Origin of the sequence: Aeromonas sp. FL131 (genome assembly GCF_049860615.1) — a bacterium.
Lineage (GTDB): Bacteria > Pseudomonadota > Gammaproteobacteria > Enterobacterales > Aeromonadaceae > Aeromonas > Aeromonas hydrophila.
The window spans coordinates 531019-551482 of record NZ_CP187595.1 but is presented as its reverse complement, the minus strand read 5'-3'; the positions used below and the strand labels follow the sequence as shown (position 1 = coordinate 551482).

Annotated in this window: 19 protein-coding genes; 12 read left to right on the top strand and 7 right to left on the bottom strand. The window is 60.3% G+C overall.

Features of this window, described 5'->3' with window-relative positions:
• The first annotated feature begins 74 nt into the window (after window positions 1-74).
• Complete coding sequence (locus ACPW75_RS02735; protein WP_024945976.1) at window positions 75-1412, top strand: IS4-like element ISAeme15 family transposase; 1338 nt, start codon at window positions 75-77, stop codon at window positions 1410-1412.
• A 165-nt stretch (window positions 1413-1577) separates the two neighbouring features.
• Here ACPW75_RS02735 and ptsG read toward each other — a convergent pair whose 3' ends face one another.
• From ptsG to ACPW75_RS02705, 6 genes are all read right to left on the bottom strand, one after another.
• Entirely contained in the window at window positions 1578-3008 is a 1431-nt protein-coding gene (gene ptsG / locus ACPW75_RS02730) for a PTS glucose transporter subunit IIBC (protein WP_011705090.1), read from the bottom strand.
• 432 nt (window positions 3009-3440) lie between these two features.
• The gene (locus ACPW75_RS02725) at window positions 3441-4310 is read right to left on the bottom strand and encodes a MalM family protein (RefSeq protein WP_232105248.1); all 870 of its coding nucleotides are present in this window, start codon (window positions 4308-4310) and stop codon (window positions 3441-3443) included.
• Between the two features lie 182 nt (window positions 4311-4492).
• Window positions 4493-5767: a maltoporin gene (locus tag ACPW75_RS02720; RefSeq protein ID WP_010634786.1), complete on the bottom strand. Its 1275-nt coding sequence runs from the start codon at window positions 5765-5767 to the stop codon at window positions 4493-4495.
• A gap of 528 nt (window positions 5768-6295) precedes the next feature.
• A complete protein-coding gene (locus tag ACPW75_RS02715; protein WP_077095268.1) occupies window positions 6296-6736 on the bottom strand; it encodes a flavodoxin in 441 nt (146 codons plus the stop codon).
• A gap of 76 nt (window positions 6737-6812) precedes the next feature.
• Window positions 6813-7586: a tRNA pseudouridine(65) synthase TruC gene (gene truC, locus ACPW75_RS02710; RefSeq protein ID WP_029303719.1), complete on the bottom strand. Its 774-nt coding sequence runs from the start codon at window positions 7584-7586 to the stop codon at window positions 6813-6815.
• Window positions 7583-7918 (bottom strand): YqcC family protein, encoded by a 336-nt coding sequence (locus ACPW75_RS02705; protein WP_011705085.1) that lies wholly within the window; start codon window positions 7916-7918, stop codon window positions 7583-7585. Before ACPW75_RS02705 ends, truC begins: the two co-directional genes overlap by 4 nt.
• 263 nt (window positions 7919-8181) lie before the next feature.
• Here ACPW75_RS02705 and ACPW75_RS02700 point away from each other — a divergent pair, with 263 nt between their 5' ends.
• From ACPW75_RS02700 to ACPW75_RS02680, 5 genes are all read left to right on the top strand, one after another.
• A complete protein-coding gene (locus ACPW75_RS02700) occupies window positions 8182-9210 on the top strand; it encodes a DUF3549 family protein (protein WP_077095269.1) in 1029 nt (342 codons plus the stop codon).
• A 69-nt stretch (window positions 9211-9279) separates the two neighbouring features.
• Window positions 9280-9579 (top strand): DUF3301 domain-containing protein, encoded by a 300-nt coding sequence (locus ACPW75_RS02695; protein WP_011705083.1) that lies wholly within the window; start codon window positions 9280-9282, stop codon window positions 9577-9579.
• A 57-nt stretch (window positions 9580-9636) separates the two neighbouring features.
• Entirely contained in the window at window positions 9637-9873 is a 237-nt protein-coding gene (locus ACPW75_RS02690; protein ID WP_011705082.1) for a DUF2789 domain-containing protein, read from the top strand.
• Window positions 9874-9961: 88 nt separating this feature from the next.
• Window positions 9962-10258, top strand: coding sequence for a hypothetical protein (locus ACPW75_RS02685; protein WP_017408612.1), 297 nt, complete (start codon window positions 9962-9964; stop codon window positions 10256-10258).
• 3 nt (window positions 10259-10261) lie between these two features.
• Window positions 10262-11047: a Zn-ribbon-containing protein gene (locus tag ACPW75_RS02680; RefSeq protein ID WP_041217208.1), complete on the top strand. Its 786-nt coding sequence runs from the start codon at window positions 10262-10264 to the stop codon at window positions 11045-11047.
• Window positions 11048-11126: 79 nt separating this feature from the next.
• Here ACPW75_RS02680 and syd read toward each other — a convergent pair whose 3' ends face one another.
• Window positions 11127-11675: a SecY-interacting protein gene (syd, locus tag ACPW75_RS02675; protein WP_077095270.1), complete on the bottom strand. Its 549-nt coding sequence runs from the start codon at window positions 11673-11675 to the stop codon at window positions 11127-11129.
• Window positions 11676-11832: 157 nt separating this feature from the next.
• On the opposite strand from syd, the gene queF reads away from it, so the two are divergent.
• From queF to ACPW75_RS02645, 6 genes are all read left to right on the top strand, one after another.
• Window positions 11833-12681: an NADPH-dependent 7-cyano-7-deazaguanine reductase QueF gene (gene queF, locus ACPW75_RS02670; RefSeq protein ID WP_179101300.1), complete on the top strand. Its 849-nt coding sequence runs from the start codon at window positions 11833-11835 to the stop codon at window positions 12679-12681.
• Window positions 12682-12815: 134 nt separating this feature from the next.
• On the top strand, window positions 12816-15086 hold the full coding sequence (locus ACPW75_RS02665; RefSeq protein WP_017408616.1) for a hypothetical protein: 2271 nt from the start codon (window positions 12816-12818) through the stop codon (window positions 15084-15086).
• A 90-nt stretch (window positions 15087-15176) separates the two neighbouring features.
• Window positions 15177-16796 carry a GGDEF domain-containing protein gene (locus tag ACPW75_RS02660; protein ID WP_043162988.1) on the top strand — a complete coding sequence of 540 codons (1620 nt, stop codon included), beginning with the start codon at window positions 15177-15179 and terminating at the stop codon, window positions 16794-16796.
• A 150-nt stretch (window positions 16797-16946) separates the two neighbouring features.
• Window positions 16947-18302, top strand: a complete 1356-nt coding sequence (gene ppnN, locus ACPW75_RS02655) for a nucleotide 5'-monophosphate nucleosidase PpnN (protein WP_011705076.1) — start codon at window positions 16947-16949, stop codon at window positions 18300-18302.
• Between the two features lie 130 nt (window positions 18303-18432).
• Window positions 18433-19236 (top strand): flap endonuclease Xni, encoded by an 804-nt coding sequence (gene xni, locus ACPW75_RS02650; RefSeq protein WP_179101301.1) that lies wholly within the window; start codon window positions 18433-18435, stop codon window positions 19234-19236.
• 146 nt (window positions 19237-19382) lie between these two features.
• Window positions 19383-20390 (top strand): isocitrate dehydrogenase, encoded by a 1008-nt coding sequence (locus tag ACPW75_RS02645; protein WP_029301600.1) that lies wholly within the window; start codon window positions 19383-19385, stop codon window positions 20388-20390.
• Window positions 20391-20464: the final 74 nt, after the last annotated feature.

The window sequence follows — 20464 nt, the reverse complement described above, 5'->3', positions numbered from 1 at the left end:
TCAGTTAAGGATCCATTGACCGATCCTTCTGCTGTAGGACAATCCGGAACCAATCACTGGTTCCGGATTTTTTTATGTCTATTGCAAACGATCTGAACGATGTTGTTGAGGCATCTGGCGACATGCTGGCTCGGCTGGCCATTTTTGCCGACCATATTCCCGACGAATGGATTACTGCCGCTGCCGCCTTGTCTGAAAAGGCCACTATCCGCCGACGCCGCTTACCTTCTGATATGGTCTTGTGGCTCGTCGTGGGGATGGCCTTTTTCCGCAATGAGCCTATCTCCGAGGTCGCTCGGCGCCTCAACATCTGTGCAGAAGGGTTGGCCAATGATGCCTTGCTCGCGGACAGTGCCCTGTCTCAGGCCCGTCAGCGACTCGGCAAACAGCCGCTCGAGTGGCTGTTCAAACAGTGCGCCGATGTGTGGGGGCGGGAACGTTATCCTGAAGACCATTGGCACGGTTTACAGGTCTTTGCCATCGATGGGGCCCTGTTCCGAACCCAGGATATGCCTGAACTCAGAGCACATTTCGGCTCGGGTAACACCTCAACCAACCGGCAGACACCCTACCCGATGCTGCGGTTGGTCACGCTCATGAATGTCCGCTCGCATGTCATTGCCAACGCGGCCATCAGCCCGTACCGCAAAGGGGAAATCCCCCTGGCCAGCGAGTTCATTCACTCATTGCCGGACAAGTCAGTGACCCTGCTGGATAAAGGCTTCTTCGGTGCCGACCTGTTGCTGCGTATTCAGGCCGAAGACACCGACCGTCACTGGCTCATCCCGGAACGCAAGGGGCTGGTATACACGGAACTTGAGCGCTATGGCGACGGTGACCGTCTGTTGCAAATGACGGTCTCGCCTCAGGCTCGCAAGAAAAACCCGGCGTTGCCGACACACTGGCAAGTTCGCGCAGTGACCTATGAGGTGGCAGGCAAGGAGAAAACGGTCTTTACCTCCCTGCCCGTGGCGCGATTCAGCGCAGCTCAGGTGGCGACCCTGTACCACGAGCGCTGGGAAATCGAGCTGGGATACCGGGATATCAAAAGCGCGATGCAGCACAACGCCATCACGCTGAGAAGCAAGAAAGTGGACTTGGTCTATCAGGAGCTGTGGGGATTGCTGCTTGGATACAATCTGGTCAGGCGGGAGGCCAGCCAGGCCGCCGTAGCCCATCAGCGAGCGCCCAATGAGGTGAGCTTTAAGTTTGCCTGTCATTTCATCGCGAACCAGATGGCAGTGATGGCGGGCGCGTTATCGCCAGCCCATACGCCACGGAGGTTGGCGGAGTTGCGGGGCTGCATAGGCGTCATGTTCATAGAAAAACGCCCCAGGCCATCGAGACCCAGGGCGGTGAAGATATCAAAGACCCGTTTTCCGGTAAATCGCAATGCGGCTCCGCTTAAGTGAACAGCATTGGCCCATGGGCGCCTTTTTCTTTGAGCTGAAGACCGATGGCAACATTGATACCACGCCGGTCGAAACATGCACCACGGCATCCGGCAACCCTATGACGCCCAGCAAAAAGGGAGGCTTGCGCCTCCCTTTTCAACAACTCTGGTATTCAGGCAACGATTAGTTGCTCTTCATCCAGATGTCCATGTCGGTTTTCAGGTTGTCGGACTTGGTACCGAAGATGGCTTGTACGCCGGAACCTGCCACTACCACACCGGCAGCGCCCAGTTTCTTCAGACCAGCCTGGTCAACCTTGGCCACGTCTTTCACACCGACCCGCAGACGGGTGATGCAGGCGTCCAAGGAGGCGATGTTATCTTTGCCACCGAAGGCAGAGACCAGTGCGGCAGACATCTCGTCCTTGCTCTGACCAACGCTCTCTTCGGCCGCTTCGTCTTCACGACCCGGGGTTTTCAGGTTCATGGCACGGATGACCACGGTGAAGACCACGTAGTAGATGACGGCATAGACCAGACCCAGACCCACCAGCAGCAGCATGTGATCGGCACGCGGGGATTGCACCACGAAATCGATGAAGCCGTTGGAGAAGGTGTGACCGTGTACCACACCCAGGGAGTTGGTCAGCACGTAGGCCAGACCAGCCAGCACGGCGTGGATGGCGTACAGTACCGGCGCGATGAACAGGAAGGAGAATTCGATCGGCTCGGTGATACCGGTCAGGAAAGAGGTCAGGGCGGCAGAGGCCATGATACCTACGATCTTGGCGCGGTTTTCCGGCTTGGCGGAGTGCGCGATGGCAAACGCGGCGGCAGGCAGACCGAACATCTTGAACAGGTAGCCACCGGCCAGCTGACCGAAGCCGTTGCCGGCAGCGCGGGAAGCGTCGTCAGCAGTCAGGAAGCAGGTCATGATGCCGTGTACGGTTTCACCGGCAGCGTTGACACAGGTACCCGCCTGATAGAAGAAAGGTACGTTCCAGATGTGGTGCAGACCGAACGGGATCAGGGAGCGCTCAACCACGCCGTAGATACCGAAGGCCAGTACCGGGTTCTGGTTGGCAGCCCAGTCGGAGAAGGCACCGATGGCAGCACCCACCGGCGGCCAAATGACGGACAGGATCACGCCCAGGCCGATGGAGACGAAACCTGTGATGATGGGCACGGCGCGTTTGCCGGCGAAGAAGCCCAGATACTCGGGCAACTGGATCTTGTAGAAACGGTTGAACGCCCATGCGGCCACGCCACCGGCGAGGATACCACCCAGGACGCCGGTTTCGATGGTCTCAACGCCCATCACAGGCGCCATGACCTTCAGGGTGGCAACCATGATACCGTAGCCGACGATGGCTGACAGACCGGATACACCGTCGTTATTGGTAAAGCCGAGGGCTACACCCACTGCGAACAGCAGGGCCATCTGACCAAATACGGAACCACCGGCCTGCTCCATCAATTGGGAGACAATTTCCGGCAACCAGCTGAAGTGGGCAGCACCCACCCCCAGCAGAATACCTGCAACGGGCAAGACCGATACTGGCAGCATCAGCGCCTTACCGACCTTTTGCAGATTAGAGAAAGCATTTTTTAACATGTGTGCGCTCCTGAATGGAATGTCTTACCGTAGACGCTTCAGTCCAATTTATAGACGATCATCAACATCATCTCTCATCGGCATGAATTCGACGCGGGTTTGTTTATTTTGACCAGCTGAATATAACCCAGCAGATCGCAAATATCTTCCATCAGGGGTAAGCGAATAAAAAATTTGGAGGGGAGATCACAAGATAATTTAGGCGGGAATTTTTGGCTAATTACGGATATATTTCGGCATCTTCATGCTAAACCATAAATATGAAAAGTGCTGTTTCGCATTGTATTTTAGCCAATCAAACCAATACCCAACGAAACGCATTGTAACTTAATGTAACCATTTGCTGTTTTTTCTATTTTAGTCTACCGATTAAAAAGGCCTCCAACAAGGGAGGCCTCAAATAAATATTATATTTTAAAGACCGGGCAATATTCAGCCCTTTTGGGAACGTTTCACCGCATCAATAAAGACCGATTTCGCCTTGGTCGAACCGGCCCGCTCCGCCTCGCTGACCAGTTGCATCGCCTTGTCGATATCACCGGCTTTCACCGCTTTTTCGATCTGGGATTGATAGAAGGCCTCGGTTTCGCTCAGCATGGGGGCACTGCTCTTGACTGCGCCGGCGGTCGCCAGGGGCACGACAAGCTTGTTTGGTGCCGTGTTGACTACCGGGGTGTTGGCATCAATCACATCCTGATAGACAGGCTTGTAATAGTTGCTCTCGGTTTTGACACCACTCAAGTCCTCCACAGAGAGGCTGACCACGCCCCAGGGGGAGTGCGGAATGACGGGGTCTTTTTCACCATAATCAACCACCCCCAGCGACTTGGTCATCAGCTTGGAAGGGCTAAGGATGGTGGTTGTTTTGTCCAGACCGCTCTGGTCTGTGTAGATCACCATGTAACTTTCGTTATTGGGGTTACCAACATAGGAGCGATCCACGGTAAACACGGCTTCCATGCGATCCCCTTGCAGCATGCGTGCAGGCTCGTACTTGAACACATCGCTGCCCAACTTGCGGGTCACATTGAATTTGGAATCCAGCATCAAGACGGTCGGGTTGAACAGCGATTTGTCGATCAAGCCATCAACCGTGATGCGCAGGTCACCGGAGTTGACCGGCAACCGGAAGGCGGCAAAGTGGCTTTTCCCTTCGCTGAAAGCGTAAACGGGGGAGCTGCCATCAATGGGGATAAGCTTGGTTGCGCCCGGTTGTATGTCCTGGAACGGCAGACTGGAGACATCGCGACAGCAGCTGCCAATCGTAGCCAATTGGCTCATCGCAACGTCGCGATTTCCCATGATGGACTTGAACTCCTGAGTCGGCGCTACCGTCGTTTCCAACGTGGCGCACCCACCCAGCACAACAGAACAGAATACAGTCAAGGCTAATCTGGAATATCTCATCGCGTGACCCTAAGAAACGTGTTGTAAAAAAAGAGCCCCCGTCATGCGGGGGCACTTGCAGTCATGACGTCAACAAATTACCACCAAGCTTCAGCTTGAACACCGAAGTTCCAGGAGTCGTCCTGCTTCACGCCATTGGCATCCGGGCGGAACTGGCCGTCAGAATCTAGGTAGGAAGCATATACGCGGATTTCCGGGCGGGCCCAGAAGCTGGAACCGGCGGACCAAGCCTGAGCCAGGGTGTATTTCTTGCCGATAGTGCTGGTTTCGGTACCATTGTTCGGCTTGTAGCTGTCATGGTGATAGCCAAGCTCGGCGATGGTCTTCATGGTGTCATTCCACTTGTACATCGGGCGAACGACAACGGAGAAGGTATCTTTGTCAGCGCTGTCATTGTCGATGTCACTGGCAGTACCGTAAACCAGCTGGTGACCGAACTCGACCTTGTCGCCAACCGGCAGCACGCCCCAGTTGATGAAGCGCCAGCCATCGCCCTTGGCGGCAGATTGGCTCAGGCCGCTGCCAGAACCGCTACCGTAGTCAACAGCCTGAGAGGCATAACCGTCTGCAAAATACTGAACTACGGTCTTGTTGAAGCCGCCCAACATGGATTGGGTCAGCTCGGCGGTCAGCATGTGGCCGTTTTTCTCGTAATCCTTGCTGCCCAGAGCAGCTTTCTGTTCATCAGTCAGGTTGCCACGGGCGTAGTCATAGCCCAGCTCCAGGGAGCCGTCTTTCCACAGCGGGATACCAGCATAACGCAGGTCAAGTACGTCGGTATCTACACGTTTGTCGACACCCACACCACCTACAAACTGATCGTAATCTTCCCACGGGTCGTTACGCAGCCATGCAAAGGAGAGCTTGCCCGGACCTGCCTGGATGTTTTCTACACCAGCACCGGCACCAGACACATCCCAGTAGTAGAAGTCAGAGATGTGGATGTCGTGACGTTGGTAGTAACGCTTACCAGCCCACAGAGTGGCTTCCGGTGCGAAACCCAGCACACCCTTGGCTTGCACGTTGAATTGGCGCAGTGCAAAGTCGGCATCGCTGCCGCTGGTGCTTTCCCAGTCACGACCTTGCTGACCGGAGACCATTGCAAACATGGAGTCTACGTAGAAGGACTTGCCATCCTTGTTGTAAGCCTCTTGACCCAGCTGTACTTCGCCGTAGGTCTCGGCTTCGTTGCCCAGACGACCGACTTTTTGTTTGCTGTAAGTTTGCAGGCTGCCGTTATCGGAAGTACCGACACCGGAACGCATGTAGCCGTGGAAATCAACGGCGAAGGCGGCTTGGGAAGCCAGGGCTGCGGTTACTGCTGCAGCGATCGGGAGCCACTTTGCTTTCATTTTCATTTTCCTTATTCCCGCTGAGAGGAGTGTGATCCTGAATATCCAAGTTCTTATCACCATAAAAACGTTTAGGTGATAACCGAGGCCGATTATAGGTAGCCAATTTCGGGACAAACATGAGCTGATTCACAAAATGGCGACAAATCGCCCAGCATTGGCCGTGGAGGGTTTTGTACGATGACAATCAACCTAACTATGCAATAACTCACCACCCACACGGGGATAAAAGAGAAAAGATCCACCATGAAACCGCTACCAACCATTAATTCGCTTCGATGAATAAGTTATAAATATTCAAGTTGATGACAAAAACATGACTGAAATCGCTTTCAATGGGGAACTTTTAAATTTGAGGCATGTCGGCTGCCCCCGAAATAAATCGCTGAACAAAGCGGGGATGGCGTGGAAAATAACCGGATAAATATCGGGCAAATATGGTCAGTTGAGACTGCTGATTACCGCAAAATAAACATCCCCGCCAGACGGGCTGAGCGGGGATGAATAAAGGATAAAAACGGACGATCGCTACAGTTTATTTTGCCAGCCATTGAGCCAGGCCAGCGCTACCTTTTCCGGCTCATCGTCGACGGTGGCATCTATTTCCAGCCGGGGCAGCAGAGGACTGGCACCGAGCTCCTGCAACAGCGCATCGAGGTGACGACCGGCGCCGCAGAAATGCTCGTAGCTGCTGTCCCCCATGGCGACCAGCGCATAACGCCACCCTTTCATGTAGGGGGCCCGGTCAGCCAGAGCGGTGGCCAGTGGCTGCAGATTGGGCGGAATATCACCCTGCCCCGTGGTAGCCGTGATGACCAGCAAGAATCGACTCGCATCCAGATCTGCCAGCTCGGCTTCCTCGTACACCTGACAGCCGTGCCCCGCCTGCTCCAGCTGTGCCGCCAACGTCTCGGCCACCAGCATGGCCGCGCCGTATACGGTACCCACCACTATGTCTATCTGCGCCATCACGGACCCCTTTGACCAACATGGATGCCCAGCATGCCACAGCAACAGCTTGGGCAACACCCCGCGATCGTCAGCCTCAGTAGTCGCTCTCGCTGGCAGGCCAGCCCAGTTCGGCAAACAGCTGCAGCACTTCCTGCCCCAGCGGTGCCTGGATCCGCATCGGCACCTTCAGCACCGGGTGCTCAAAGCTGAGGGTGCGAGCCACCAGCAGCAAACGATCGCAACCATAATGCTCGCGAAAGAAGCGGTTGTGGCGGCCATCGCCGTGGGTAGTGTCACCGACGATGGGGTGGAACAAATGATCCATATGGCGGCGCAGCTGATGCTTGCGACCTGTCTTGGGGAACAGCCGAACCAGGCTGTAGCGACTGGTGGGGTGTTTCTTGGAGACCGCATGGGGCAGCTCGACCTGATGCAGGCGACGAAACGCGGTCACCGCCTCCTGGGCCGGACGATCCGGATCGCTCATGGCGTCGGCGATCTTGTCCAGCTGCTCTTTGAGCGGATAATCGATGAGCCCCTGTTCGGGGGCCCAGCCGCGCACTAGCGCCAGATACTCCTTGTGCACCTGACGGGCGGCAAAGGCTTCGGTCAGGGTGCGGGCCACGGCGGGATCAAGGGCAAACAGCAGCACCCCCGAGGTGGGCCGGTCGAGCCGGTGTACCGGGTAGACGTGGCGACCGCCGATGAGATCCCGGGTCATCTGCATGGCGAAACGGGTCTCGGCCTTGTCGAGCCAGCTGCGGTGCACCAGCAGGCCGGAGGGCTTGTTGACCGCCACCAGCCAGTCATCCTGATAAAGCAGGGTCAGTTGCAAGGCGTTCTCTTCCTGTGCCTGCTCACGCATCATTGCTCAACCACTTTGCCGGAGAGCAGCAGATCGAAGCGGGCGATCAGGCGCAGCAGGGCTTCGACCTCGGCCAGCTCTTCCTTGTAGACTTCGCTGGCCATGGGATAGAGGGAGACGCTGCTGGGCAGCGGCGCCTGCAGCAGCACCAGCTGCTCCATGCGCGGGATCAGCACGAACTGCAGCCACTGATCGAAGCTCAGGGTATCGACGCAAAATGGCAGCTCGCTGGCCAGGGCCTCTTCACCCGGATGGGCCGCTTGCCAGCGTTCCAGACGTTGCAGCTCGGCGGTCAGTTCACCCAACAGGCCGGCTACCAGCAGATATTGATTCATTGCGTTCTCTTCCTCATCACCACACACCGTCCGCCGCCAATCCTGTGTCGCTGGCGGCAGGCCGAACTTTGCAAAAAAGGGCGTTACTATACACCCTCCCCCCTATCCTCTGCCATGCCCCTTGCGGCCGGCAACACGGGCGAAGAGCCATGTCGGCTCCCGCTCCAGGCGTACCGGGCCAGATGCCGGGCGGCGCGCCCCCACTGGCTATCTTGTGCAACCTCCTTATAATCGGCCCGCATCACCCTTAGCCGGATCACCTCATGTCCACCATCAATACGCTGACCGAATTCTTGACCCAGGCCGACACCCAGTTTCAACTGTTCGACATGGGCCGCCAGGTGCGACCACTGGCGAGCGACACCTTCGAGCGCATCGAGCAGCAGCAGGAGCCCTACCCCTGGCCCCTGCAGCAGCACGCCTGGCTAGGCGTCCACTTCTTCCAGCCGGCCGAATCCCGTCACTACCTGTGGTTTCTCAAGTTTGCCCTCGACGAGCGCGGTCTGCTCATCGCCAGCGGCCCCAAACACTTCATGGATCAGGTGGTGGAAACCCTGGGCTACAAGCTGACCGGCGAGCTCGACGAAGAGAAGGCCCAGCGTCTGGCGGAGAATCCCTACACCTTCCGCCCGGCCGAGGCCAAGATGGCCAGCCTGCACGCCAAACTGGCCCGTCAGCTGGAACAGGCCCCCTCGACCTACTTCGAGGGGCTCTGCCACTATCTGGCGGCCCCGACACCAGAGGGATGGCAGACCCTTGGCGTACAGGGTTTTGCCGACCTGGCTGAGCGGCTGCAGGATGAACGCAACCTGGCGCTGGTGTGCAAGGCGCTGCCAAAACTGCCGCAAGAGCCGCTCTACGCCCTTTGTCAGAGCCTGGAAAACGCCCCGTTGCCGCCGGCCGTACAGGGCGCCCTGTTCGAGCGCATCGGCAAGGAGCAGGAGTGTGCCGAACCCAATGCCGAGACCCTGGCCTATCTGTGCCGGGCACTGGCCTCCTGCAACGGCAGCAGCATGCGCACCAACAAGCTGCTGACCCTGCTGCAAACCCAGCCGAGCCCGGCCCTGCTGCTGGCCATCGCCGGCCGGCTCTGGCCCGATCTGAAGGATGCCGGCATGCTCAGCCTGTTCCTGGAACAGCTGGCCCTGCAGCCGACCCAGTTCTTCAATCAGGTATTTGCCGAGCTGGTGACCCTGCCGGCCCTGCGCAATGATATGCTGGCCAGACTGCGCGACCCCGAGCGCAGCGACGCCCTGGGCCAGGCCATCGGTCGCCTGTTCGCCTCGGCCTGATGATGTCGGCGAGCCGCCACCATGGCGGGTCGCCTGTCGCCACGGATCACACCCCGGAAGGAGCCCGCGATGGGTGAAATGTTCGCAATCTTGCTGCTTATCCTCGGTGCCGGTGCCTTCTGGCACCAGCGGCGTCAGGCCGAGCTCGCCTGGCAATACATGCGCCGCTACTGCCAGCATCACGACCTGCAACTGCTGTCGCTGGCCCGCAGCCACCGTGCGCTGGCCCACCAGCCGCTGCGGCTGCTCACCTATTACGAGTTTGAATTCTCCAGTGATGGCGAGAGCCACTATCTGGGGCAACTGCGCATGCAGGGGCTGCAGGTGGTCGGCGTCGAGCTGCCACCCCACCGGGTGCCCACCCTGTAAATCTGCCGCCACGGGGCGGGCCTATAATGTTCAGGAATGCCTCTTGGGAGAGATGAGATGGAATTCCTGACCCACGATCTGGCCGCCCTGTTTGCCCAGCTGGGGCTGGCCAACGACGAGCTGAGCCTGCACCGCTTCATTCACGAGCACCGCTTGGACAACCAGACCCTGCTGCCGGAAGCCCCCTTCTGGAATCGCGCCCAGGCCGACTTTCTGCGCGATGCCCTGTGGAACGATGCGGACTGGTCGGAAGCCATCGACGAACTGGATGTGCTGCTGCGCCGGCCCGACTGACCCTTGCCCCGCTGTTCAGCGCCCCGCGCTTTGGTTAAGCTCTCTGCCCGTCCAGCCCGAACCACTTTTCATCCTGTGCAGGAGTCCCATGTCAGCCCAAGAGATCATCCGCATCGCCAATGAACTGGCCGCCAAGGGGATCACCCCCTCCACCGCCATGGTCAAGGCCCGCCTCAGCCAGCCCGTCCCCATGGCCGAGCTGCTCAAAGTGCTGAGCCAGTGGAAGCAGCAGCCCGCCAGCGCCCCGGAAGCCGGAAGCACAGCGCAGATGGCCCCTGCTCCCGCCGCCGAGCCCACCCTGCTGCAGCTTGCCGAACGGCTCGAACGGCTCGAACAGAAGGTGGATCGGCTGACCGATCTGCTGCTCCAGCAGGGGAAGCAGTGAGCCATGTACATCCTTGAACTCTGCTTTGAGTGCTATCGCGACACCTCGCTGGGCGAGGCCGAGCGGGCCATCGTCAACTACCTCGACATGTTGCGCTATCAGGGCCAGATCCTCGGCCGGGAGTTTCCCACCAGCATGCACGAGGGCTATTTCGTCAGCCGGGTGGTCTGCCCGGAGCAGGACAGCCTGCACCCGGACAACCAGAGCGAGCAGGTCAAGCTGGCCGAGCAGCAGCTCAATCAGGCCGGCCTGCTCGCCCCCAAACTCCAGTTGCAGGGGGCGGATCTGCTCTCCGACAGCACCGACCCTTGCGGTCATGATGGTGAGCGCCCCAGCTGGATGCTGCTCTACACCAGCTTCCTGCACACCTGTTCGCCGCTGCGCTGCGGTGACCACTTCGCCCCCATCCCGCTCTATCGGCTGCCAGCCGTCGCCAACGGCGACCACAAGCAGATCATCAAGTGGCAGGAGGATTGGGAAGCGTGCGATCAGCTGCAGATGAACGGCTCCATCGCCGAGCATGCGGCGCTGCATGAAATCGGTGAAGTGGGTAGCCGGCTCCAGCGCCGTGGCAGCGATCTCGGCAAGCGGCTGGAAGCCCTCACCGGCATCCCCACCTACTACTACCTCTACCGGGTGGGCGGCCGGAGTGCGGCCGAGGAGAAAGCCCGTCCCTGTCCGAGCTGCGGCGGCGAGTGGGCGCTGGCCGAACCCTTGCACGAGATCTTCGACTTCAAGTGCGATCCCTGCCGGCTGGTCGCCAACCTCTCCTGGGATTTCAAGGACTGAGCCCGGCGGTGAACCAAGCAAAAACGCCTTGCCGGTCGGCAAGGCGTTTTTCATTGCAACTGACGCTGTTTATTGCGGCTTATTGCGGCAAAGTCTCAAGCCGCGCGAGGAACGCCGGCAGTGAGGGCGCCAGCACCAACCGACGACCCGAGTCGAGCCACTCCAGCCACACCTGCCCGCTCTCGTTGTCGAGCGACACCAGCGTCATCTCGTTGCGGGTGGTGGCGATGAACAAAGAGGGTGAGCGCTTCAACTTGCGCAGCATCAGCAGGTGGCCGATGAGGTTCTCCTTGAGCAAGTCGAGATCCGCCTCGTTCCAGGGCAGCACAAACTCGAGCCGCAACCCCTTGTAGAGGCAGGGCACAGGGCGGCTGAACCAGCCACCAAACAGGGCCTGTGCGGCCGGATGCAGGGTCAGCTCGAGCGCCTCGTTCATCGCCGTGAAATCGGCGGGTTCGGCGCGCCGATGCGGGCGCCAAGCCACCCGCCCATCCTTGGGCTCATCCAGCTCGCAGGGGGAGCGCCAGTCGGCTTCCCACTCGCACAAGGGCAGCCCTCGCCTCGCCTCGCCATCGCGCTGCCAGCGCAAAAAAAAGTGTTCCAGGGCAGACAAGACTTGATCCGACATCGAAATTCCCCACAATTGCTGCCAAAGTTCGCTATTGCACCATCAAAGCCATGAGCAGACAAGGTGCAGCGCGGATCGCCAGCCGGCGCTCCCCGCCTTGCCGCCCCCATCGGGCGCATGCTCTGCCATCGCCCATCCAACGTTCGAGTCAGCACACATGAGCAAACAAGAGAGATACGCCGGAGCCAGCGCCCTGCAGGGGCTGAGCCTGGGTCAACAGTCGGCCTACATCAGCCAGTACACCCCGGCCCTGCTGCAGCCGGTGCCCCGCAGCCTGAACCGCGACGACCTCGGTCTTGGCGGCGAATTGCCGTTCCAGGGTTGCGATGTCTGGACCCTGTACGAGCTCTCCTGGCTCAATGCCAAGGGCAAGCCCATGGTCGCCGTCGGCGAGGTCTCGGTCCCCGCCACCAGCGCGAACCTCATCGAATCCAAGTCGTTCAAGCTCTATCTCAACTCCTTCAACCAGACCCGCTGTGACTCGCTGGAAGCGGTGCAGGCTATGCTGGTCAAGGACTTGAGCGCCTGTTCCGGTAGCGACGTGAGCGTCACCCTGTTCCCGCTGGCCCAGGCTCCGCACCACATTGCCGCCCTGCCGGGCGAGTGCATCGACAAACAGGACATCACCGTGGACTGTTACGAGTTCGATGCCGACCTGCTGCAAGGCGCGGCCGGCAGCCAGGAAGTGGAGGAGACCCTGCACAGCCACCTGCTCAAGTCCAACTGCCTGGTGACCAGCCAGCCGGACTGGGGATCCGTGGTGATCCACTATCGCGGCCCACAGCTGGACCGGGAAAAACTGCTGCGCTACCTCATCTCGTTTCGCCAGCACAACGAGTTCCACGAGCAGTGCATCGAGCGGATCTTCACCGATCTCAAACACTTCTGCCGCCCGAGCCAGCTGACCGTCTATGCCCGCTACACCCGTCGCGGCGGCCTGGACATCAACCCGTTTCGCAGCGACTGGGAAGTGGTGCCGGCCAACCTGCGCCTGATCCGGCAATAACCGGTCACCCCGCCGGGCCTGCAACGCTGCCACGGCCCGGATCGCGGGGTCGGCGTGCAATCTGTCAGTAAACTCTGGACGCACGGGGGCGGGCTTGGATAACATGCCCTCACTCCCGTGCTGCCCTTAATCCAATGAATCAACTGTTTTTTCTGGCAATGATGATGTCCTCCCTGTCGGCTCCTGATCTGGATCTGGCCAAGGAGCAGTTGTCCATCGATCTGCAACAGGCCCAGACCCTGGTGCTGACCGATCCCGCCAGATGCGTGCAGATCACCTCCGCCTTCCTCACCCGCACGGCCAATAATCCCAAGCAAATCATCAGCAATCGCCAGGAGTACGGCTATCGGGAGCCACTGCTGAGCTATGGCACCGCCGCCCAGGCCACCGGTGCCCACCTGCTCAAGGGGGAGTGCCTGCTGCAGCTTGGCCAGTTCCAGGCGGCCCAGAAGTCCCTCGATCAGGGCATCGCCATGGCAGCCAAGGAGCAACAACTGGAGCTGCAGGCCCACGGCCTCTATCTGAAGATCCGCAGCCAGAACCTGCAGGAGCGCTCCCACGGCGCCAGCGGCGGCCTGCTCGGCCAGCTGGAGACCCTGCTCAGCACCCCCAGCCTGAAAGAGAGCCAGCTGCAGGTTTACAGCCGGCTGCTGCGCACCAACGCCAGCATAGAGGCGCACCAGTTCGACGAGGCCAAGCGTCAGCTGGCCGAAGCCCGTCGCTGGGCGGATCAGACCAAGAATCCGCTGGCCAGCGCCTGGGTCAGCGCGGTGAGCGGCGACCTCTACCACGCCCTCAAACAGCCCCAGCTCTCGCTGGGTGACTACATCGATGCCCAGCAGCAGGCCAGAGGGTTGCAGGATCCGCTGTTCCTCGGCCTGCTGTCGAACCAGATAGTGAACCTCTATCAGGAGGAGCAGGAGCCGCAGAAGGCGCTGCAATACGCCAACGAGGCCGCCAACTACTTCCATGCCCTCGGCAATCCCTCCCTGCTGAGCGACGCCCTCATCGTGCTGGCCCGCCTCAACCGGGAGCAGGGCGAGATGAACATGGCGCTGGTCTACTTCTTCAATGCCCTGGATCTGCTGGACGAGGGCAACAACCGCACCCGCATCGCCCATCTCAAGTACGAGATAGGCAAAACCTATCTGGAAACCGGCAACCTGACCCTGGCCCGCAACTACCTCACCGCGGCCCGCCAGTCCCACGAGCTGGGGGACGACAAGGAGCCGCTGATCGACACCCTGCTGCTGCTGGGTGAGCTGCACCTCAAGCAGAAGGAGGCGGGCATCGCCATCCTGCAGCTGGAAAACGCGCTGGCACTGGCCAACCAGATCGGCGACGCCCAGCGCCAGTTCGAGATCTTCCGCCTGCTCTCGGCGGCCTACGAGCAGAAGGGCTATCTGCAGCAGGCGCTGGACAGCTACAAAAATTTCCACCAGCGCAGCGAACAGGTCCGCCAGCAGCAGGTCGATCTGGAGCAGGAGGCGATCCGCGACAACTATGCCCAGGTGGAGCGGGAGCAACAGATCAAGGAGCTGCAGCAACAGCTGAGCACCAGCAAGCATCAGCAGGATCGCTACCTCTGGTCGAGCGTGGTGACCGGTCTGTTGCTGACCCTGTTCATCTATCTGTTCTTTACCCTCTGGCTCAAGCTGCGGGTCGCCCGTCTGCAGGGCAAACAGCTGGGCGAGGCGTTGCTGCTCGAGCCACGCACCGGGCTGGCCAACTGGCAGCGACTGATGAGCCGCTGGCCGCGGGAGATGGCCAAGCGCCAGCAAAAATCCGAGCGCTGGTATTTAAGCGAGCTGCCCACCAGCGAGTTCGACGACAAGCTGCACTACCTGCTGTTTCGGGTGCCCTTCCTGGTCAACAGCCTGGAACAGCACGGTTATCAGGTGAGCCGCGAGATAGAGCAGGCCTTCGGCGCCTACGTCAACGGCCTCACCCCGCAGGATGGCCGCATCTACGACCTGCGCGAAGGCCACCTGCTCTATGTGGTGCCTCAGCGCCATGTGGAAGACCTGCACCGACTGGCCCGCGAACTGCTTGCGGCACTGGCCGAATTCCCCTGCCAGCACCCGCTCGATCGCCACATCAGCCTCGGCATCGTCAGCCACCCCTTCCTGCCCAAGGCGGCCACCGCCCTCGATCATCACGGCCTGTTCGACCTCTGTTATCTGGCCCTGGCAGGAGCCATTCAGCTCAGCGAAAAACACCAGCAAAGCGTCTGGCTGGAGCTGGCCGCCATCGATTGCCAGCAGGCCGCATTTTTTAATGGGGATGTGTGGCAATGCTGCTTGATGGCAATTGACAAGGGACTGGTAAAAGTAAATTCTTCTCATGAAAAGCAATGGGTTAATTGGCTTCGACTTTCACGGACGAAAGCGCCGGTTGATCAATGACAAATAGATAATCAACTGGGTCTGGAACTGGGTTCGACCGCTGTTGCTATCCAACACAACAACGATAATGACAACAGGGCGACCTGAATAATGAATGATATCGCTGCCGTAGCCGGACAATTGGCCAGACTCAGGGAATCCCTTCAGCAAAAGCAGCTGGAGCTGGACGGCGTCGTCTCTTTCTCCGACACCGAACGCGCCCGCAGCATCCAGTTCATCGCCAAGCTGATGCAGGCCTGTCGCGGCCACGATCGCGAGCTGGACAACAAGCTCGCCAAGCTCAAGCAGAAACTCGATGGCAACCCGCCGCTCTCCTCCCTCGATGCCGACCTCGCCGTCATCGAGAAGCTGCTGCAGCAGCACGGCAACGCGCTGGAAGAGTCCATCTCCCTGACCAAGTCCGCCATCGAGCTCGGCAGCAAACAGCTCAAGGCTCTCAAGGGCTTCCCGGAAGATACCCGCAAATCCCTCAAGGAGTTTCTGGCAAGCCCGGATGGCTATGGCATCGGCGATCACCAGAAGAAGGTGATCCGGCTGCTGGAGTTCTACCAGCAGGCCATCAAGATCCAGCTGCTGCCCACCCAGCCCCTGCTGGCCCAGAGCACGCCTGCCGGCAACCAGGCCGAAACGGTCACCGACCTTGCCGCGCCGGAGCCGGGCGCCCCCTTTGACGTCAAGGTGCACGCCCACATCGCCGACGAGCTGCAGCGGCTCATCACCGAACTCGACTTTGCCGGCGCCGTCGGCGAGAGCTTGGCGGACATTCGCCGCCAGCTGCTCAATGGCATCACCCCTCCCCTGCTGGCGGAGATCTGCCTGCAGGTGATCGAGCTCATCATCGAGGGCACCCGCGAGGAGCGCAAAGCCTCCCAGGCGTTTCTGAGCACCCTCAACGAGAGTCTCTCGGCGGTCCACTTCAGCTTCACCGAATCCCTCGACGAGGGGCGCGCCCTGCAAAGCGCCACCCTGGATACCCGCAAGGCCATCGACAGGGAGCTCAAGGCCATCGACCATACCCTGGCCAGCCATGACACCATTGATGACCTCAAGGGGGCCATCTCCGGCCACATGGGGGCCATCAACCTGCTGCTGCAGGACAGGGAGGCCATGGCCGCCCGCGAGCGTCACCTGCTGACCCGCCTCTCCACCATGGAGGCCAAGCTGCGGCTGATGAAGGAGGAGACCGCCGAATACAAGAAGCGGCTCACCATCCAGAAACACAAGCTGTTCCTCGACAGCCTGACCCAGGTGCACAACCGGGCGGCCCTCGACGAGCGGCTCGAGCTCGAATACAAGCGTTGGCTGCGTTACAACACGCCGTTGTGCCTGGCCATCATCGACATCGACCACTTCAAGCACATCAACGACAACTACGGCCACATGGCCGGCGACAAAGCGTTGAAGGTGGTGGCCAAGGCGCTTCAGGGTGCCCTGCGCGACACCGACTTCATCGCCCGCTTCGGCGGCGAGGAGTTCGTGGTGCTGCTGCCGAACATCAACCCGGACAAGTTCCAGAAGCCGCTGGAGACCTTGCGCCAGACCATCAAGAGCATTCCGTTCCGTTTTCGCGATGCCAGGGTCGAGATCACCATCTCCATCGGTGCCACCCTGTTTAGGGAGGGGGATCACACCACGGACGCGTTCGAGCGGGCCGACAAGGCACTCTACAGCTCCAAGAACTCGGGTCGGGATCAGGTCAATCTGGCCTGATCGGCGACTAAAAAAGCAGCAAACGCACTTTCCCCCTATTCCCCTGCCCCACCGCTTACATCTACTATCAAATTCAAGGGATGCCACAGGGCATCCCGTTTTCTCCCCAGGGAAAAGCACAACGATAACAAGCGAGTGAAAGGGGAACCTATGATTACGCACATCAATCCAGTCGGCAGCATGGACTTGCTGTCCCAGCTCGAGGTGGACCGCCTCAAGCAAACCGCCTCCAGCGATATCTATCAACTGTTTCGCAACTGCTCGCTGGCGGTACTCAACTCCGGCAGCCATACCGACAGCTCCAAAGAGATACTGGAGCGCTTCAAATCCTTCGATATTCATGTGATCCGGCGCGAGCGCGGGGTCAAGCTCGAGCTGTTCAACGCCCCCGAGCACGCCTTCGTCGATGGCGAGATCATCCGCGGCATTCAGGAGCACCTGTTCTCCGTCCTGCGCGACATCCTCTACGTGTCGACCCAGCTGGAGTCGAACCGGCTGGTCAACCTGACCAGCTCCACCCACATCTCCAACGTGGTGTTCGCCATCCTGCGCAACGCCAAGGCGATCCTGCCGGGCGCCGACCCCAATCTGGTGGTCTGCTGGGGGGGCCACTCCATCAACGAGATCGAGTACCAGTACACCCGCGCGGTCGGCAGCGAGCTGGGCCTTCGTGAGCTCAACATCTGCACCGGCTGCGGCCCGGGAGCCATGGAGGGGCCGATGAAGGGCGCCGCCGTCGGCCACGCCAAGCAGCGGGTGCGCAACGGCCGCTACATCGGCCTCACCGAGCCTTCCATCATCGCCGCCGAGCCGCCCAACCCCATCGTCAACGAGCTGGTGATCCTGCCGGACATCGAGAAGCGGCTGGAAGCCTTCGTGCGCCTCGGCCACGGCATCATCATCTTCCCGGGCGGGGTCGGTACCGCCGAAGAGCTGCTCTACCTGCTCGGCATCATGATGCACCCGGCCAACGAGCGGCAGCCCATGCCGATCATCCTGACCGGTCCGAAAGAGAGCGCCGACTACTTCCGCGCCATCGATGACTTCGTCAAGGCGACTCTGGGCGAGCCGGCCACCAGCCTCTATCGGATCATCGTCGGCGATGCCCCGGAAGTGGCCCGGGTCATGAAAGAGGCGATGCCGAAGATCCGCGAATACCGCAAATCGGTCGGCGATGCCTACTCCTTCAACTGGTCGCTCAAGATCGAACCGGAGTTCCAGTTGCCGTTCGAGCCGGATCACGCCAACATGGCCAGCCTCGACCTGCACCGCAACCAGCCGCCCCAGCTGCTGGCGGCCAACCTGCGCCGTGCCTTCTCCGGCATCGTCGCCGGCAACGTCAAGGAAGGGGGCATCCGCGCCATTGAGAAGAAGGGTCCCTTCAAGCTGCACGGCGACAAGGAGCTGATGCACCTGATGGACAAGTTGCTGGAGAGCTTCGTCAAGCAGCAGCGCATGAAGCTGCCGGGCAGCCAGTATGTGCCCTGCTACGAAATCGTGCGCTGACGGGCAGCACAGCTGAAACGAGGGGCGCATGGCGCCCCTTTTTTGTCGCAGGGGATGCCCGCGGCCATCAATCCCCCATCGAGCCCGCTGGTTTGTTACAATGGGGCGTCCCGACTGCCAAGAGTGCCCCATGTCAAACCCAAGGCCACACCTGCTCATCATCGATGCCCTCAATCTCATTCGCCGGCTGCACGCGGTACAGGCCCAGCAGGCGCTGACCCCGGCCCAGGCGTTGATCGCCACCCGTGCCAACCTCATCAACACCTGCCGCAAGCTGCTGGCCGCCAGCGAGCCGACCCACGTCATCGCGGTGTTCGACGGCGAGGTACACAGCTGGCGCAAGGAGGTCTACCCGGCCTACAAGGAGGGGCGCCCCCCCATGCCGACCGAGCTGCGCGAAGGCTTGAACGAGCTGCAGGATGCCTTCTGGGAATGCGGCGTGGATGCCCTGCTCTCCCAGACCGACGAGGCGGATGATCTCATCGCCACCCTGGCCACCGGCATTGCCCAGCACGGTGCCAGAGCCACCATCATCTCCACCGACAAGGGGTTCTGCCAGCTCATCTGCCCGCAGATCCAGATCCGCGACTACTTCAACAAGCGCTGGCTGGATGCCACCTTCGTCGAGCAACAGTACGGGGTGGCGCCGACGCAACTGGTGGATTTCTGGGCCCTGACCGGCATCGGTGGCTCCAACATCAAGGGGGTGCCCGGTATCGGCCCCAAGACCGCCACCCAGCTGCTGCAGCAATACGGCGATCTGGCCAGCCTGCTGGCGGCCTGCCAGCAGGAAGACGCCGCCAAGGCGCTGCTCAAGCTGCGCCAGCACCAGGATGAGGCCCTGCTGGCCCAACGGCTGGTACGGCTGCAGCGGGACATTCCCCTCGGCTTCAACCTGCGGGAGATCCGCTATCCACCGGCTCCCGAAGCCTGACAAAGCGAAACCGCCAAGCATGACCGGACTCACTCTCGCTGTTGACAAAAACAGATAGAATGTAAAGAAACATGGAGGGTTAGGTGTGGAAATGGTATAAAACCGCCGAATCCTCCCCCTCTGTTCCCTAGAAGTGGATACGTCTCATGTCAAAAAGAAAAATTACCGTCATCCCGGGCGACGGCATCGGCCCCAGCATCATCGAATCCGCCATCCAGATCCTGACCCACGCCGGTTGTGACTTCGAATACGAATACGCGGACGCCGGCCTGGTGGCGCTGGAGAAGCACGGCGAGCTGCTGCCCCAGGCGACGCTGGATCTCATCGAGAAGAACAAGGTCAGCCTGAAGGGCCCGCTCACCACCCCGGTCGGCGGTGGCTTCACCTCCATCAACGTCTCCCTGCGCAAGAAATTCAACCTCTACGCCAACGTCCGCCCGGTGCTCTCCTTCAAGGGGACCCGCAGCCGTTACGACAACATCGACATCATCACGGTACGCGAGAACACCGAAGGCATGTACTCGGGTGCCGGTCAGAAGCGCAGCGACGACAACAAGAGCGCCGAGGCGATGAGCATCATCACCCGCGAAGGGGCGGAACGCATCGTCAAGTTCGCCTTCGAGCTGGCTCGCCAGGAAGGGCGCAAGAAAGTCACCATCATCCACAAGGCCAACATCCTCAAGTCCACCTCCGGCCTGTTCCTGGAAGTGGCCCGTGAAGTGGCCAGCCGCTACCCGGACATCCAGAGCGAAGAGATGATCGTCGATGCCGCCTGCATGAACCTAGTGATGTACCCGGAGCGCTTCGACGTCATGGTCACCACCAACCTGTTCGGCGACATCCTGTCGGATCTGTGCGCCGGTCTGGTGGGGGGCTTAGGGATGGCGCCCGGTGCCAATATCGGCGATGGCGCCGCCATCTTCGAAGCGGTGCACGGCTCGGCGCCGGATATCGCCGGCAAGAACATCGCCAACCCGACCTCGGTGATCCTCGCCTCCATCCAGATGCTGGAGTATCTGGGCATGCAGGACAAGGCCGAACGGATCCGTGAGGCGGTACGCGCCACCATCGAATCCGGCGACCGGGTAACCCGGGATCTGGGGGGTTCCGCCTCCACCAGCGAGTTCACCCAATCCATCATCGACCGTTTGTAATTACACCCAAGATATTGATTTTTAAAGGGAGCTTCGGCTCCCTTTGTTTTATCTCGCCCCGCGCCTCCCCCTTT

Bases quoted from the DNA above. Each gene is read 5' to 3' on its own strand.
- ACPW75_RS02735 (WP_024945976.1), top strand. From the start codon at position 75: ATGTCTATTGCAAACGATCTGAACGATGTTGTTGAGGCATCTGGCGAC.
- ptsG (WP_011705090.1), bottom strand. From the start codon at position 3,008: ATGTTAAAAAATGCTTTCTCTAATCTGCAAAAGGTCGGTAAGGCGCTG.
- ACPW75_RS02725 (WP_232105248.1), bottom strand. From the start codon at position 4,310: ATGGGAAATCGCGACGTTGCGATGAGCCAATTGGCTACGATTGGCAGC.
- ACPW75_RS02720 (WP_010634786.1), bottom strand. From the start codon at position 5,767: ATGAAAGCAAAGTGGCTCCCGATCGCTGCAGCAGTAACCGCAGCCCTG.
- ACPW75_RS02715 (WP_077095268.1), bottom strand. From the start codon at position 6,736: ATGGCGCAGATAGACATAGTGGTGGGTACCGTATACGGCGCGGCCATG.
- truC (WP_029303719.1), bottom strand. From the start codon at position 7,586: ATGATGCGTGAGCAGGCACAGGAAGAGAACGCCTTGCAACTGACCCTG.
- ACPW75_RS02705 (WP_011705085.1), bottom strand. From the start codon at position 7,918: ATGAATCAATATCTGCTGGTAGCCGGCCTGTTGGGTGAACTGACCGCC.
- ACPW75_RS02700 (WP_077095269.1), top strand. From the start codon at position 8,182: ATGTCCACCATCAATACGCTGACCGAATTCTTGACCCAGGCCGACACC.
- ACPW75_RS02695 (WP_011705083.1), top strand. From the start codon at position 9,280: ATGGGTGAAATGTTCGCAATCTTGCTGCTTATCCTCGGTGCCGGTGCC.
- ACPW75_RS02690 (WP_011705082.1), top strand. From the start codon at position 9,637: ATGGAATTCCTGACCCACGATCTGGCCGCCCTGTTTGCCCAGCTGGGG.
- ACPW75_RS02685 (WP_017408612.1), top strand. From the start codon at position 9,962: ATGTCAGCCCAAGAGATCATCCGCATCGCCAATGAACTGGCCGCCAAG.
- ACPW75_RS02680 (WP_041217208.1), top strand. From the start codon at position 10,262: ATGTACATCCTTGAACTCTGCTTTGAGTGCTATCGCGACACCTCGCTG.
- syd (WP_077095270.1), bottom strand. From the start codon at position 11,675: ATGTCGGATCAAGTCTTGTCTGCCCTGGAACACTTTTTTTTGCGCTGG.
- queF (WP_179101300.1), top strand. From the start codon at position 11,833: ATGAGCAAACAAGAGAGATACGCCGGAGCCAGCGCCCTGCAGGGGCTG.
- ACPW75_RS02665 (WP_017408616.1), top strand. From the start codon at position 12,816: ATGAATCAACTGTTTTTTCTGGCAATGATGATGTCCTCCCTGTCGGCT.
- ACPW75_RS02660 (WP_043162988.1), top strand. From the start codon at position 15,177: ATGAATGATATCGCTGCCGTAGCCGGACAATTGGCCAGACTCAGGGAA.
- ppnN (WP_011705076.1), top strand. From the start codon at position 16,947: ATGATTACGCACATCAATCCAGTCGGCAGCATGGACTTGCTGTCCCAG.
- xni (WP_179101301.1), top strand. From the start codon at position 18,433: ATGTCAAACCCAAGGCCACACCTGCTCATCATCGATGCCCTCAATCTC.
- ACPW75_RS02645 (WP_029301600.1), top strand. From the start codon at position 19,383: ATGTCAAAAAGAAAAATTACCGTCATCCCGGGCGACGGCATCGGCCCC.